This window comes from Collimonas sp. PA-H2 (assembly GCF_002564105.1).
Lineage (GTDB): Bacteria > Pseudomonadota > Gammaproteobacteria > Burkholderiales > Burkholderiaceae_D > Collimonas.
Genome location: NZ_PDBX01000002.1, coordinates 18,361 through 32,777, shown reverse-complemented (window position 1 = coordinate 32,777; position 14,417 = coordinate 18,361). Strand labels below are relative to the sequence as shown.

Below are 14,417 nucleotides of genomic sequence, written 5' to 3'. Positions count from 1 at the left end.
GGAGTAAATATGACTGAAAACAAGGGACGCCTGACCGCCAGCAGCAAGTTCTTAAGCCTGGTCTTGCGCCATGCTCCGGAGACCATCGGCCTTGTCCTGGATGCATCCGGCTGGGCTGGCATCGACGAGTTATTGATACGGGCCAGTGCGCATGGAGCCCGGCTTGATCGCGCCTTGCTCGATGAAATTGTCGCCACCAGCGACAAGAAGCGCTTCGCTATCAGCGATGACGGAATGCGGATCAGGGCAAATCAGGGGCATTCTGTTGATATCGACCTGGCGCTGCAGCTGCAGCTGCCGCCGACGTTGTTGTTCCATGGCACAGCCAGCCGCTTCCTTGCCGCGATTCTGGAGCAAGGGCTGTTGCCTCAGGCGCGGCAGCACGTCCATATGTCCACTGACGAAACGACAGCCATCGCTGTCGGTACTCGCCACGGCAGTCCGAGAGTGTTGATAATCCAGGCAAAGGCAATGCACGACGATGGCCACAGGTTTTATCTGTCGCAGAATGGTGTCTGGTTAACCGAGGCCGTGCCCAAGGATTACATTGAATTGGCGGCATAGATTTAAAACGGTTTGGTTAATGTGCTGTGTATGTTCACCTGTCTTCTCAAGCCAAGAACGGTTGCACGGATCAAAACCGTCCAATATCCGGTTTGGCTTGAGGCGCCAGACTGCAGGGATGCGCTCGCCGATACCTGGCGCGGCCTATCAATTCTGACAGGTTTCCGCGTATAGATAACAACTTACAATTGCGCGGCTTAGCCATCATCGCCGCTGTCAATCGTCCCGTAGCAGCAAGTCCGCTTGCTTGACCTGCGGAACCTGTTGTCCGTCTCTTTTTCCGGAGTACCGCCATGAGCCATGACCCGATGTCGCCCACGTTCCCTAAGCCGCTGGTGCTCGAAGGCGTGGGGGAGAAATTAGATCTGGCTCATATACCGGCTGCCGGTGCGACGGTCGAGATCGCGGCCTACCCGGGCATGAGCGCTGGCGACGTAGTACGACTGAACTGGCTGGCGCGCGCGGCTGACGCAACGCCGTATTCTTATATCGAAAGCCGGGATGTTTTGAGTTCAGACATCAATCGGCCGCTGCGCTTTGTGGTGCCGAAGAATCTGCTGGATCGACTGGCCGGCGGTTCGTTGACGCTCGATTACAGCGTAATCACCGCCAGGAAGGCGGAGCTGACTTCGCCTGAGCTGGTGCTCAAGGTCACGGCGGGGTAGGCACTGCAGTGCAAGGCCCTTGTAGCGAACGGGGCATGGATGCTTTCTTAGCACTGCCATTGCCTCTATGTGATTGCTCTTCGGAGAAGCACAATATCAAAGATTGTCCACCTATCAATTGTGGCAGGTTTCCCTGTGGAAATACAGGCATACAATTGCCTGCATCGCTTCCCGTCCCCTTCATTCATCGCCTGACTACATCTCCGCTACGATAGCGGCGCAGTTGACGAACGAGAGGATTGTGTCTGCCGATATTCGTGGACACTGCCCACGGATCGGCGGGGAGCTTTGCCAACAGTTCATCACGGTATTGAGACAAAGAAGCAGGGCAGGCTGTCATCGCTTGAACGGCAGGGATAGATGCATGTGCGGTCCGTTCATTTCTTAGCTGGATAACTTAGTCTAAATAGGGGGAACAAATGGCGGATAAGCTTGGGCAGGCGCCGACGCGCTGGGCGCGCGACTATGTTTTCGACATCTTGAGCGAACTTGGCATTCACTATATTTTCGGTGTGCCGGGAACCAACGAGATTCCAATTATCGATGGCACCTCCTACCCGAAAAACAAGGTGGAGTACATCGAGTGCCTGCATGAAAACATCGCACTCGGTGCGGCAATGGGGTCTGCGCGCATGACCGGTTTGCCTGGGGTGCTGGTGGTACACGTCACGCCGGGTATTGCACACAGCATCGGTAATTTGTTCAATGCTTCACGCTCGCAGGTGCCGCTGGTGATTTTATGCTGCCAACAGCAAAATGAGCTGGTGACACAGGAACCGCTGCTGGCATCCAATCTGGTCGATTTAGCCAGGCAATACACCAAATGGGCGCATGAAGTGCGCGCCGCCGAGGAACTTCCGCTGGTACTGCAACGGGCTTTTAAAGAAGCGATGGCGGCGCCGAACGGCCCGGTGTTCGTATCGATTCCGTGGGAGTTCACCATGCGCGAAATCGGCGCCGACGACAAGATCAAAGGCGTGACGCGTATTTCACCGCACTTCACCGGCGCAGCGGAGTCGATTACCCAGCTTGCCAATGCGCTCAAAGAAGCAAGAAATCCCATCATCATCGCCGGCGATGCGGTCGGCTACGCCAACGCCTGGCCGGAACTGCAGCAAATGGCGGAGCTGATCGGGGCGCCCGTATTGCTGCAAACCTTCAGCGCCGTGGCGAATTTCCCGAATGACGATAGTCATTGGCAGGGTGAGCTGCCGGGTACCCAAGCCGGCGTGCAAAATGTATTCAAGGATCATGACGTGGCATTTCTGTGCGGTTTCAGCAACCAGGCGCAGATCACGATTTTTAAATATTCGGACGGCGCTCTGATTCCCCCAGCTGTCAGACAGGTTTACCTCAGTAATAATATTTGGGATATAGGCAAAAATTATTATGGCGAAGCGGCAGTGTTTGGCGACATTAAAGCTACGCTGCCGCTGATCAATGCGCAGGTAGGCAGCGCTCCGTCTGCAGCGGCCGCCGCCCGCAATGCGAAATTGGCCGTGCTGGCGGCGCAGCGGCGGGTGCAGTGGGACAAGTATTTTGTTGAAGCACTGGCGGCGCCGAATATTTTGGCGGTAGTCATTGCCCAGGCTTTGCGTGAAGAAATCAAGCAACGCAATCTGAACCGGAAATTTGTCTATGTGCACGAGGCGGTTTCCGATCCCGCACCGTTCCAGTACCTGCTGCCGTTCGGTACGGAAGGCGCGGCACCGATCAGTTATTACTGCGTCGGCGGCGGTTCGCTGGGCTGGTCGATGCCGGCGTCGCTCGGCATCAAGCTAAGCCCGCAAGGCTGGCAACAGATCGATGCCGAGTTTGTGGTGGCGGCGGTGGGCGACGGTTCGTCGCTGTTTTATCCGCAAACCTGGTGGACTGCGGCGCATCGCAAATTGGCGGTGCTGTACATCATCACCAATAATCATGAATACCATACCCTGCAAAACGGCTTGCAACAGCTGGTAGCAGCGTATGGAAACGCGCCAGGCTATGAATGGCATCCCAAAGACAACAATACGGACCCCTCTTATCTGCGCATACAAAGTCCGGTAATGGATTTTGTCGCCATTGCAAAAGCGCTGGGCGGCCTGAGCGGTGAAGTGGTCGATAATCCGGAAGGCGTCAAAGCAGCCGTGCGTCGCGGCATGGATCATGTCCTGCAGCATCAGCAGGCTTATATTCTGGATATGCGTACCGCCCAGAATCCGCCGCCGCCGCCCAGTACGGACGACGACGCCGGCAAACAAGCAAGACAAACAAGAGCCCCGCTGCAGCCCGCCTTGAATCTGTTCCATCAGCAAGGACAGCTGCTCGCTGACGTGAGGCCTGGCGACAATCAGAATACACCGGTGATTTTCTAAGCAGCGTCGGCAGCAAATGCGGTACCCAGAGGGCAGCCGGGTTTCGGCATGTTGTCCAGCTGCCTCCAGGGATTCGTTCTTCCATTTACTTGAAAAAAAAAGGGGATATGCATCATGGCAGATGAAAAAATTGATATCGCCATCGTCGGCGGCGGAGTTTCTGGCGTATATAGCGCGTGGCGGCTGAAACAAGCCAACCCGAAACAAAAAATCGTGGTGTTCGAAGGAAACGATCATATAGGCGGCCGCTTGCTGTCGATAACGCCGCCCGGCATTCCCGATATGGTGGCGGAACTGGGCGGCATGCGGATTCTGCCCAAAGTACAACCGCTGATCAGCACCCTGATCGATGCGCTGAATAACTTGCTGCCGGATAGCGAGCAAATCAAGTTGTATCCCTTCCCGGTTGACGAAGCGCAAAACATCGCCTATCTGCGCGGCGTTTATTTGCGCTTGTCTGACTTCACTACCAATCCGGACAAGGTGCCGTACCGGCTCGGTTTTCCGAATCATGGGCAAACCGCCGGTTCCGTCATGATCAATGCAATTGAGCAGATTGTGCCGGGCATTACCAATCCGGATCTCACCGAAGACCAGCGTCGCGAAATGGCGCAGCAAGCCAGTTTCTCCGGCAAACCTCTGTATCAACAGGGATTCTGGAACGTGCTGATGCGCGTCATTAACGGCGAATCGTATCAATATTCATTGGATGCGGGCGGGTATGACTCCACCATGAGCAATTGGAACGCCGCCGATGCCATCCCCTGGTATTTGTCTGACTTCGGCGTTCAGCCTGTTTACAAGGGGTTCACCAAAGGCTTCCAGGAAGTGCCCCGGGTTCTGGCAAAATTATTCACCGAGGCAGGTGGCGAGGTACGTTTAAACAGCAGCGTGTCGGCGCTTGCAAGTCTGGATGGCGCAGTTGAATTCCAGGCCGACGGCAAGTCGGTCCGCGCCAATTCCGTGATCCTGGCCATGCCGCGCCGCTCGCTGGATCTGCTCGCTGACAGCAGCCCGATCCTGCAGGAAATCAGCGGCTTGATCGCTTCCGTCACGCCGCGTCCGCTGTTTAAATTATTTACCACCTATGCCAATCCATGGTGGCGCGCAGCCGGGTATAGCAAGCCTGACGGCAGCGTGGTGTCGGTGGAAGCCGGCCGCAGCGTGACTGATATTCCGGTGCGGCAAACCTATTACTGGCCGAAAAGCGATGGCGCGCCCGTCAAGACTGGCCCCGCCATGTTGTTAGCCAGTTATGACGACGGCGACAACACCGGATTCTGGGATGGCTTGCGGCCGCAGAGGCATCAACACAAGGCCAGGGGACAGTCTGTCGCCAAAGTGAGTGAACCGTTTGTGGCCGAAAACCGCAAACCGAATCCGGAACTGGAGTGGGACCAGCACCAGGCGCCATACCGCATGGTTACCGAAGTGGCGCGCCAGCTGGCGACCATGCATGGCTTGAGTTATACCCCTAAGGTGCAAGATGCCTGTTTCCGCGATTGGGGTGATGATCCCTTCGGCGGCGGCTGGAATAGCTGGAACATCGGCGTAAAGAGCTGGGAAGTGAAACAAAAGATCATCCAGCCGATCGGCCGGCAGCCCTTGTATATTTGCGGCGAAGCCTATTCCGATGCACAGGGTTGGGTCGAGGGGGCGTTGCAAACCGCGGATATGATGCTGGAGAAATTTGGGTTGGAGAAATTAGATAATCCCTGAATCAGGCAAGGAAAACCCGGAAATTTCCGGGTTTTTTCATGGGAGCGACTTAAATGCCGGTCCTATGCGCGGTAAACAGCAACCTGAGCCCGAGAGCCGCGATGGCGCCGGCGGCGACACGGTCGATCTTTGATTTGGCTTTCAAATAAAGTTCACGCGGCCGTTTGCTGGAAAAACACAGGGCGACGACTGTGTACCAGCCAGCTTCGACCGCAAAAACCAGCGGCGGCAGGGCGAAATAACACCAAAGGGGCGGGTGCTGGGGAAGCAGGGCCGCAAAGATGCTGCCATAGGCAACGGCAGTCTTCGGATTGCTCAATTGGGTACTGAGGCCGACCCAGAAAGATTTACGCACGTTGCCGCCGCTTGCAGGCTGGTCGCTGTCCAGGGCCAGCGGGGCCGCCGCGCCGCGCCAGATTTTGGACGCCAGGTAAATCAGATAAAGTCCGCCGGCTATCTTGAGGCCCATGTAGAGCCATCCTACGGTTGCCAGCAAGGTATACAGCCCGACCAGGGCAATGCCGCTGAAAAATACTCCGCCTATCCCCATGGCGGCAGCGGTGGCCAGGCCGTCACGGCGCGACAGGCCGATCGAATGCCTGGCAACAATCACAAAACTTGGGCCCGGGCTCATCGCCCCGATCAATAATGCGGCAAGAATGGCTGCGATAGCGGCTAACGGGCTCATTGACGTGTCTCCTTGGGACGGCGGGCGGGAAATGCCGGTCGAATGCATATTACACGTCCTGCTCGATCAGCGCTGCGGGCGCTCCGGTCATGCGCCATTCAATGTAATATCTTTCCCAAGCCTATCAAGCGTAATGTTGCCCATGCAAACCCTACCTCTACGTCTCGCTCCCGGACAGGATCTACGCTCGGTTCTGGAGGCTGTACTGACCGAACATGGCGTCAGCGCCGCTTTTGTGCTCCAGGGTATTGGCAGTTTATCCCTTGCACAGCTGCGATTTGCCGGGGCAAAACAAGCTACCGAACTTCGCGGTGACCTGGAGATACTGACACTTGCCGGATCGCTCTCGGTCGATGGCGCTCATCTCCACATGACGGTAGCCGATGCGCAAGGTTGCGTGCTGGGTGGCCACGTAGCGCCCGGATGCATTGTGCGCGCGACAGCCGAGCTGCTGGTGGCGCTATTGACGGAACATCGTTTTGTCCGCGAACCGGATGCGGTTTCAGGCTTCGACGAGTTGGTGATAGCGCCGCGACGACGCCCCGATGGCATTTGAGCCCGGCAGGCATCACATGTCAATTGAATGGCGCGCCGGCTTGCTCCGGTTTGAACCACAGTCGCTTGGCGCTGCAGGGTGCGACAATTAGCCGCATTCTTTTTGAAGGGATGCGCTTCTATACTCGGCGGGATTTTTCTCAGCCATTTATAGGATGCCAATGCCTCATGTTCCAAACGCCCGCCCTAAATTCCTGCCTACGCTGATCCATGCAGCCATCGTCAGTTCCAGCGCGCTGACCGCCGGCGCCATTGCCAGCGATGTGGCGACGAACGAAGTTGTACTGCCGACAGTCGTCATCACGGCAGCGCAGGAGACTTCTCCTCTGACCATCGTGGTCGACCCGAAAGCGCCGCGGCAGCCGATACCGGCCAGCGACGGCGCCGATTTCCTGAAAACCATCCCGGGCTTTTCCGCCGTGCGCAACGGCGGCAGCAATGGCGACCCTGTCTTGCGCGGCATGTTCGGCTCGCGCATCAATATCCTGAATGACGGCACCACCATCCTGGGTGCTTGCCCCGGCCGCATGGATGCGCCGACTTCTTATATTTCGCCGGAAAGCTTCGACAAGCTGACTGTCATCAAAGGGCCGCAAAGCGTGATCTGGGGGCCGGGAGCATCGGCTGGCACGGTGCTGTTTGAGCGGCAGACAGAACGGTTTTCAGAAACTGAAAATCCGGTCCGCTTTGACGGCGGGCTGACGGCCGGATCGTACGGCCGCAATGAACAGAGAGCGGATCTCACTGCCGGCACGCCGGATATCTATACGCGCGTCATCGCCAATCACGCCAAGGCCAATGACTACAAGGATGGCAACAAGCAGACGGTGGCGTCGCGCTGGGACAAGTGGAATCTGGACGCTGCGCTCGGCTTTACGCCGGATGCCAATACTATGCTGGAATTGAATGCCGGCGCTGGCGACGGCTCGGCGGCTTACGCCGGGCGCGGGATGGATGGCGTCAGTTTCAAGCGCCACAGTTTCAACGCAAAGTTCGAAAAGCGTAATGTCAGCCAGCACGTCGGGAAGATCGAGGCGATGGCGTATTACAACTATGCCGATCACCTGATGGATAACTACACCTTGCGCAAGCCGGACCCCAATGCCGGCATGATGAAAATGCCGATGGCATCGGAAGTCGACCGGCGCACCGTTGGCGCCAGGATTGCCGCGACGCTGCAGTGGGACGATGCGCTGAGCCTGGTCACCGGCTTTGACATGCAACAGAACGCTCACCGCGCGCGCAACGGCATGGGTATCGGCAGCTATGCGCAAAAACCGTGGAACAAGGATGCCGCTTTCAGCAATGTCGGCATGTTTGGCGAGGTCACCTGGTCGGTGGCGCCGCGGCAGCGGCTCATCAGTGGCGTGCGCATCGATTACGCAACGGTGAAAGATGAGCGCGGCACGCTGGGGCAGGGCATGGCGGCGGCGCCCAATCCTACCGCCGATATGGAGCGCCGGGTTACCTTGCCGAGCGGCTTTGCCCGTTATGAATACGATTTGCCGTCGAAAGCAGGAACCCTCTACGCGGGACTGGGCCATGCCGAACGCTTTCCGGACTACTGGGAATTGTTCTCGCCAAAAATGGCGCCGGCCGGATCGCCCAATGCCTTTGCCGGCATCCGTCCGGAAAAAACCACGCAGCTTGATATCGGCGCGCAATATAAAGCCGGCGCATGGCAGGCCTGGGCATCGGCCTACCTCGGCGTGGTCAACGACTACATCTTGTTTTCTTATCTGCCGGGAGCGATGGGCGCAACATCGCAAGCTAACAATATCGACGCCCAGATCATGGGTGGCGAGCTCGGCGCATCCTATGGCTTCGCTCCGCATTGGAAGATAGACAGTTCGCTGGCCTATGCCTGGGGCCGCAACCGTAGCGACGGCAAGGCTTTGCCGCAAATGCCGCCGCTTGATACCCGGCTTACCATGAGCTATAACGACGAACGCTGGTCATTCGGCGCGCTATGGCGTCTCGTTTCGGCGCAAAACCGGGTCGCTCTCAATGAGGGCAATGTCGTCGGCAAGGATTTCGGCCGGAGCGCGGGCTTTGGCGTCTTGTCGATGAATGCAGCTTATGCATTTTCCAAATCGCTGCAAATCGTTGCCGGCATCGACAACGTTTTTAACAAGGCGTATGCGGAGCATCTCAATCTGGCTGGCAATACCGGCTTTGGCTATGCAGCCAATAGCGCCATCAATGACCAGGGCCGCACCGCCTGGGTGAAGCTGGGGGTAAAGTATTAAGACTCATAGTTCCGTCTTGTCGTCTTTCGCAGGTTTTGTGGCGTAGCCCGGCAAGCTGCTGATCTGCTTTTCTTCAAGCGTGACGGTGGCGGGATCGAGGGGATTTCCGACAGTGCGGCTATTGGTCGGGATCATCGAGGGAATCGCGACTGCCTGCTCCGCGAGCTGCCAGCCCAGGATCGTCTCAAGGCGATTGCCGCCTGCTGCTTCCGGACCGGTGATCGATTCATAAAGCAAGGGCAGCGGGTGGCCGATCAAACGCGCAACTTCTTGCGAGGCGCCTGGATGGTCCAGAGGCAGGCTGGTGGCAAAGAGTCGCGGGAGAGCGCTGCGCGGGACATAGACGCGCAACATCGTGCCGTTGCGGATGCGGCCGCGCTCATCTCCTTCCGCATCTTGCGCATAGCCGTAGGCAAGAGCGGGATCTCCGGCAACGTACAGGCCTCTCCAGATTTCCTCAAGATCCTGCTGGCGGTTATGGATGCCGCCAAACACGATACTCTGTGCGCCCTCCAGCGATGTGCCGTGATAACCCGCAAAAACGTATCCCTGCACCTGCAGGCGCAGGTGAGCAGCCTGCAGGCGGTTCAGGTTCCAGTTTTGCGTGCCTTGTACGGTGAAGCTTGGCAGCTCTCCGTCATTCAGAAAGTGCGCTCCGGTGGGATTTTCACGCTGGACCAGCACGCCGCTGCTTGCGCCGGAGCCGCACGGGCGCGCGTCAGCCGGACAGGTGACGGCCAGCACATCGGCCTGTTGTGCGGCGGCGGCACTGGCGCCAGGATTGGCTGCCTGGTAGTTCCTGAAGATGTCGGCTGCCTGGGCGATGCTTTGACGTGCCAGTTCCGGTTGCTCAATGACGGCCGTTCTCAGGGCATCCAGAGGCACCGGATCAGGCGCTGCAACTGCTTGCCCGTGAACCAGGTTATGAATCACCTGACGGAATTGGTCGAACGGCAAGCGGGTGGCGATGTAAAGGGCTACGAAATTGGCCGCGGGATTGCCACACGAAGACCATTCTTCCCATCCTCTCGGCTTGCGTCTGCGTGCCAAGGACTCAAGAGGTATGCCGCATACCCGGTGACTGGTTAGCGCTTCCAGAGCGTTGCCCTTGGCAAAATGGATGCGTTGGCTAATAACTGGCTTGCTTGCCGGTGGGGCGTATTTGTCGACAGGCCGGCCTGCCAGGGTTTGATAAATTGCGCCTTCCCAGGTTTCGCCCAGACTGCAGCGGTTCTGGCTGACGTAGTTGTAAATGGCATCCAAAGGGTCGAGCAGGCAGAGCAGCTTGCCGCTGTGCCACTCGCTCCAGCGTTTGTGACGGTCATGGTTCACGGGAGCGGCGACGTAACTGACGCCTGCACGTCGTATCCCAAGCAGGCCTTGGCCCTGAGTGACATTCTCCTGGGTGACAGAGAAGGTGGCGAGTGCGGGCCAGCGCGCGAGTGTCTTGTCGTCTACCTCCACACTGTAAAGAGGCGAGATGGAGAGAATATTATTCTGGCCGTCGAGGTTCTTGAAGAAGACCTTGATGCTGGTGGGAGCGTCATCGCCAACGGGCACCAGCCAGTTAAGCGACCAATGTTTCGCGCCTTGGCGAGCATACTGGAAATTCCTGGGCTTGCCGTCAGAGCCAAGCAGGCTCAGTCTCAGGCTTTCTTGCTCGACAAAGACGGTGGCGAAATCGTCAAGGCGCAAGGCCAGAACCTGGCCGTTGCCGACATAGTCTTTCATCACCATGGAGTAATGCAGTACGCCTTCCTTGCCGGGAGAATCCGGCACAGCCTGCGTGGCCAAAGGGGTCTGATAGATTTTATGGGGGGCGGCGTAAACCAGGCAGTAGCTGCTGCAATCGTCCCAAAGCCTGAAGTTTCCCTCTATCGTATTCGCCCTGGTGCTGCCGGTTCCGAGCAGGAAAAGCCATCCGAACAGATAGATCCAGCGTTGCGACATGAATTTGGACATGGAATTACCTCACATAGTGAAAACGTTGTTAAAGCAAGCGGCTCGGGAAGGGAGGGCAGGATCGCGGCTACTGCATCTTCATTTTCAGACCCCCGCCAGGGGTGGTGACGATCACTCTGCCGGGCAGCTCAGGGGTCCGGCTTGAGCGGCCTTCGCGATAGGTCTCCCCCGTCATCGGCATCGATGGAGCGGGCGCCAACTGTTGTGGCTGTCCGTTTGCATATCGCTGCCGGCGCAGTGATTCGCCCAGTTCTGAAGCGGGTAAATGACGATCGTTGAAAGGAGGCAGGGTATTCAGGCTATGCACATGGTCCGGATATTCAACCGGATTTGGCTGGCGCGTCGATGTTGTTTCGGGCGATGACAATGCGCAAAAGGCTGAGTGCTTGTGGGAAGCCGGTACAGAGGAGCCGAATGATTCGCTGCCATTCTTTTTTTTATAAATCCCGCCGTTGAATTTCACGCCGTCAGGATTGAATCCCATTCTGAAACCGACGCTATTCTCGCTATAGTCCTTTACGCTGATGCAGTCGTCGTTCTCTTCCTGAAGAAAATTCCTGGCGGGCTTCGGCGCAATTCTTGCAGTTCGCGACGAAAACAGTTTCTTGCGTTCCGTGGGCGATAAGGCATCGAGAGCGCGTCTTGCCTTGGAATAGCTCAAGGCATCGAAAGCACGCTTCACTTTCATTTGGTCTTCAGCTTCAGAAGATTCTGAATTTGTTTCGATAGCCGATGCCGGCGCAACGAGTAATCCGGCCACAACAATGGACGTTGTGCGAAAAAAATAAGGCAAGCGTTTTCTCATGGGAATCCCCTGTAAAAAAAGAAACGATAGATTGCGGGGAAGGGCGCGCGTTGCGCGGATCCGTGCCGCAAAGTGAAGTCCTTGCTGGCGGCGCGGCTGGCAAAAAAAATGATTTTGGATGAACGTCGAAGATGAGCGTCTGGCGAGATGCTCACTGTGCATGTGGCACATTATCTAACACCGACATTGACAGATAGCGGCGTAGCGCGTTGATGCGGCGGACACCTGCAGCGCCGGCAAGAAGCGGGTAAGTCAGTGAAGTTGAATTGTCGCCATCTTATCGCAAACGATTATCATTATCAATAGTAGTGTCGATAAATTCGATTGAAAGCGTGGCGTCGCTAATTGTTTGCGCCGACAAGTTACGCGTATTTGGACTAGAGCGGGCTGAGTTGCCGCTGGCAGCAAGAGATGCAAGCGCACCTTGCAATAAGGGGGGGGCGAAAAAAAACCGCAGCGTCGACATGCTGCGGTTCTGCTTGCCGATATCGGGAATTACACGATCTTATTGGTCGACAGATCCCAGCCGCCGGAAGTATTGCCGCCGGAGCCGCCGCCGATTTTTTGCTGGGTGTACTTCCATTTGACCTTGGAGTACTTCAGGCTGACTGTTTCGCTCAGTACATCGCCTTCTGTGACGGATGGCGTGACATCGGAGATCAGCAGGTTCGACAGTTCGATTTCGAAATACTTGATGCGGTCGCCCTTGCCGTCGGCGCGCAGGAATTCGAACTTGGCGCTGTCGATGGTCTTGCCGGACGAGCAGTTCTGCAGCAGCAAAGGCGTAGCCAGGTCGGCGATCTTGGTGAGCACGATGTCCTTGTGCTCGCAGCGCTCGGCTGTGTGGCCGCCGCCGGTCGATGCAGTAGCCGACTTAGGCTGCAGCACTTCCCATTGCACCGATTTGCATTCGATCCAGTCCTTGTGGGCGCTGTCTGTCGATTCGCCTTTGATGCCGTTAATTTGCAGGTATACGTCGATTGCCATGGTAATGCTCCCTTATTGAGGTTGAGACTTGAGTGATGCTGGCCGTGCCGCTGCCAGACGAGTTAAAACAGAATGTTCTGTCTGATGAGGATCAGAAACAGGACAAAATTCCAGTCACCAAAAATGACTGCCGGGACTTTTCGAAAGCGGCGCCAGATTAAGTGTTTAATTCACGTTTGCAATATTGACTTTATATCAGTTTGGCATGTTCAATTGCAAACGATTGTATCGTTTGGGCAATTAATTAGTTTCTATAGTGCAACTATCGCATCAATTTCAGCGAATGTCCAATAAATCCCGCCAGCTTGCGCTGTTCATTTGGCAATTTTTCCACAAATTTACAGGATAGATGTTTTTATTGCAAATAATTGGCCGGCATGACAAGAAATGCCTGATAAACGCTTTTGAAGCGGTCGTGCTTGCTCGGTCAGAAACTTCCAAGCCATGCCAGAACGGCGCCGGCAAAGGCGACGCCAAGGCCAATGGCGGCAACCGGCGCATTGATTCTGTCAGCTTGCATTACATAGCCGCTTTGACCAGAAACAGAACAATGAAAAGGACCGCGATACCGGTGGCGAGGAGGTAGATCTGGGTGTCATTCATAGCTTGCCAATTGGCTGGTCGCTTATCCAGCCGGCTGTCTTTCTTAAAAAAATGACGCAGGGTATGCAGCGCCAGCCGATATAGATCAGAAATTGAAAAGGCACAGGCACGAAGAGCCGTTGCCGCCGGATAGCAAGGTAGTGACCTGGCCGCCCGGCGTCACCTTGCGCAGCAGGTTGTTGCCGGTGTCGGCAATATACATGTTGTTGGCGGCGTCGCTGGCGATACCCTTGGGCAGGCTGAAGCGGGCTTTGTTGCCGCTGCCGTCCGTCGCGCCGGCGTTGCCGGCCGCACCCGCGAGGGTGCTGACGACGCCGGAAGCGGAGACGCTGCGTATCAGCTGGTTGCCGCTGTCCGCTACGCGTATATTGCCCGAGCTATCCACCACGATGCCGTTCGGCTGGCTGAAGCTGGCGCGCTGGCCGCTGCCGTCGCTGCTGCCGCTGTTGCCGGCGGTACCGGCCGGCGTGCTGACGACGCCGGCCTGGGTCAATTTACGGATCGTGTTGTTGCCGGTATCGGCGACATACAGATTCGCCGCGCTGTCGATGGCGATGCCTTGAGGTAAATTGAACTGAGCATTGCTGCCGGCGCCATCCTGGCTGCCGGCGTTGCCGGCGGCGCCCGCCAGCGTCGTGACCAGCCCCGCCGGGCTGACCTTGCGCACGGTATCGTTGCCGGTGTCGGCGACATACAGGTTGCCGGCCGGGTCCAGCACGACGCCCCAAGGCTGGTTGAAGCGGGCATTTCCCGCAAGGCCGTCAGCCTGGCCGCTTTGTCCGGCGCTGCCCGCCAAGGTCGAGACGATGCCGGCCGCGCTCACTTTGCGGATGGTGTTGTTCCGGGTGTCTGCCACATACAGGTTTCCCGCGCCATCAACCGCGATGCCGCCGGGCTGGTTGAGCAACGCGCTCAAAGCGGCGCCATCCGTACTGCCGGCATTGCCGGCGCTTCCGGCGACGGTGGTGGCGACGCCGGCGGCAGTGATTTTGCGGATGGTGTTATTGCCGGTGTCGCTGACGAACAGGTTGCCGCCGGCGTCGGCTGCAATCCCGGTGGGCTGGTTAAAGCGCACATTATTGCCGCTGCCGTCGCTGCTGCCGGCGCTGGTGTTGCTGCTGCCGGCGTTGTCGCAGGAGGTCGTCTGATTGTTCTTGCAGCAACCGGCCAGCATCAGGCCAAGCAGGCAGAAGGAAAGTCCGGCGGGCAGTTTTTGTAGTCGCATTTAGATTTGCATTGGTTAAGCCCAGGCGAAACAGGCGA

11 protein-coding genes are annotated in these 14,417 nt (G+C 57.3%); 6 read left to right on the top strand and 5 right to left on the bottom strand.

All coding sequences use genetic code 11. From position 1 onward, the window contains the following. Window positions 1-9: 9 nt before the first annotated feature. From BCF11_RS25730 to BCF11_RS25715, 4 genes are all read left to right on the top strand, one after another. A complete protein-coding gene (locus BCF11_RS25730; RefSeq protein WP_098497722.1) occupies window positions 10-564 on the top strand; it encodes an RNA 2'-phosphotransferase in 555 nt (184 codons plus the stop codon). Window positions 565-857: 293 nt separating this feature from the next. Continuing rightward, complete coding sequence (locus tag BCF11_RS25725) at window positions 858-1,229, top strand: hypothetical protein (RefSeq protein ID WP_098497721.1); 372 nt, start codon at window positions 858-860, stop codon at window positions 1,227-1,229. Window positions 1,230-1,648: 419 nt separating this feature from the next. Further along, window positions 1,649-3,586, top strand: coding sequence for a thiamine pyrophosphate-binding protein (locus tag BCF11_RS25720; protein WP_098497720.1), 1,938 nt, complete (start codon window positions 1,649-1,651; stop codon window positions 3,584-3,586). Window positions 3,587-3,700: 114 nt separating this feature from the next. After that, on the top strand, window positions 3,701-5,305 hold the full coding sequence (locus tag BCF11_RS25715) for an FAD-dependent oxidoreductase (RefSeq protein WP_098497719.1): 1,605 nt from the start codon (window positions 3,701-3,703) through the stop codon (window positions 5,303-5,305). A 49-nt stretch (window positions 5,306-5,354) separates the two neighbouring features. On the opposite strand, the gene BCF11_RS25710 is transcribed toward BCF11_RS25715, so the two are convergent. Next, the gene (locus BCF11_RS25710; protein WP_098497718.1) at window positions 5,355-5,993 is read right to left on the bottom strand and encodes a LysE family translocator; all 639 of its coding nucleotides are present in this window, start codon (window positions 5,991-5,993) and stop codon (window positions 5,355-5,357) included. A gap of 142 nt (window positions 5,994-6,135) precedes the next feature. Here BCF11_RS25710 and BCF11_RS25705 point away from each other — a divergent pair, with 142 nt between their 5' ends. Together BCF11_RS25705 and BCF11_RS25700 are read left to right on the top strand one after the other, a co-directional pair. Continuing rightward, a complete protein-coding gene (locus BCF11_RS25705; protein WP_098497982.1) occupies window positions 6,136-6,549 on the top strand; it encodes a PPC domain-containing DNA-binding protein in 414 nt (137 codons plus the stop codon). 160 nt (window positions 6,550-6,709) lie between these two features. Continuing rightward, a complete protein-coding gene (locus BCF11_RS25700; RefSeq protein WP_233212714.1) occupies window positions 6,710-8,797 on the top strand; it encodes a TonB-dependent copper receptor in 2,088 nt (695 codons plus the stop codon). A gap of 3 nt (window positions 8,798-8,800) precedes the next feature. On the opposite strand, the gene BCF11_RS25695 is transcribed toward BCF11_RS25700, so the two are convergent. From BCF11_RS25695 to BCF11_RS25680, 4 genes are all read right to left on the bottom strand, one after another. Further along, complete coding sequence (locus BCF11_RS25695; RefSeq protein ID WP_199111249.1) at window positions 8,801-10,759, bottom strand: exotoxin A binding domain-containing protein; 1,959 nt, start codon at window positions 10,757-10,759, stop codon at window positions 8,801-8,803. A 67-nt stretch (window positions 10,760-10,826) separates the two neighbouring features. Beyond that, the gene (locus BCF11_RS25690) at window positions 10,827-11,564 is read right to left on the bottom strand and encodes a hypothetical protein (RefSeq protein ID WP_143751520.1); all 738 of its coding nucleotides are present in this window, start codon (window positions 11,562-11,564) and stop codon (window positions 10,827-10,829) included. 495 nt (window positions 11,565-12,059) lie between these two features. Continuing rightward, window positions 12,060-12,551 carry a type VI secretion system tube protein Hcp gene (locus BCF11_RS25685; RefSeq protein ID WP_098497715.1) on the bottom strand — a complete coding sequence of 164 codons (492 nt, stop codon included), beginning with the start codon at window positions 12,549-12,551 and terminating at the stop codon, window positions 12,060-12,062. 688 nt (window positions 12,552-13,239) lie between these two features. Further along, on the bottom strand, window positions 13,240-14,379 hold the full coding sequence (locus BCF11_RS25680) for an NHL repeat-containing protein (protein WP_098497714.1): 1,140 nt from the start codon (window positions 14,377-14,379) through the stop codon (window positions 13,240-13,242). Window positions 14,380-14,417 lie beyond the last annotated feature (38 nt).

Bases quoted from the DNA above. Each gene is read 5' to 3' on its own strand.
- BCF11_RS25730 (WP_098497722.1), top strand. From the start codon at position 10: ATGACTGAAAACAAGGGACGCCTGACCGCCAGCAGCAAGTTCTTAAGC.
- BCF11_RS25725 (WP_098497721.1), top strand. From the start codon at position 858: ATGAGCCATGACCCGATGTCGCCCACGTTCCCTAAGCCGCTGGTGCTC.
- BCF11_RS25720 (WP_098497720.1), top strand. From the start codon at position 1,649: ATGGCGGATAAGCTTGGGCAGGCGCCGACGCGCTGGGCGCGCGACTAT.
- BCF11_RS25715 (WP_098497719.1), top strand. From the start codon at position 3,701: ATGGCAGATGAAAAAATTGATATCGCCATCGTCGGCGGCGGAGTTTCT.
- BCF11_RS25710 (WP_098497718.1), bottom strand. From the start codon at position 5,993: ATGAGCCCGTTAGCCGCTATCGCAGCCATTCTTGCCGCATTATTGATC.
- BCF11_RS25705 (WP_098497982.1), top strand. From the start codon at position 6,136: ATGCAAACCCTACCTCTACGTCTCGCTCCCGGACAGGATCTACGCTCG.
- BCF11_RS25700 (WP_233212714.1), top strand. From the start codon at position 6,710: ATGCCTCATGTTCCAAACGCCCGCCCTAAATTCCTGCCTACGCTGATC.
- BCF11_RS25695 (WP_199111249.1), bottom strand. From the start codon at position 10,759: ATGTCCAAATTCATGTCGCAACGCTGGATCTATCTGTTCGGATGGCTT.
- BCF11_RS25690 (WP_143751520.1), bottom strand. From the start codon at position 11,564: ATGAGAAAACGCTTGCCTTATTTTTTTCGCACAACGTCCATTGTTGTG.
- BCF11_RS25685 (WP_098497715.1), bottom strand. From the start codon at position 12,551: ATGGCAATCGACGTATACCTGCAAATTAACGGCATCAAAGGCGAATCG.
- BCF11_RS25680 (WP_098497714.1), bottom strand. From the start codon at position 14,379: ATGCGACTACAAAAACTGCCCGCCGGACTTTCCTTCTGCCTGCTTGGC.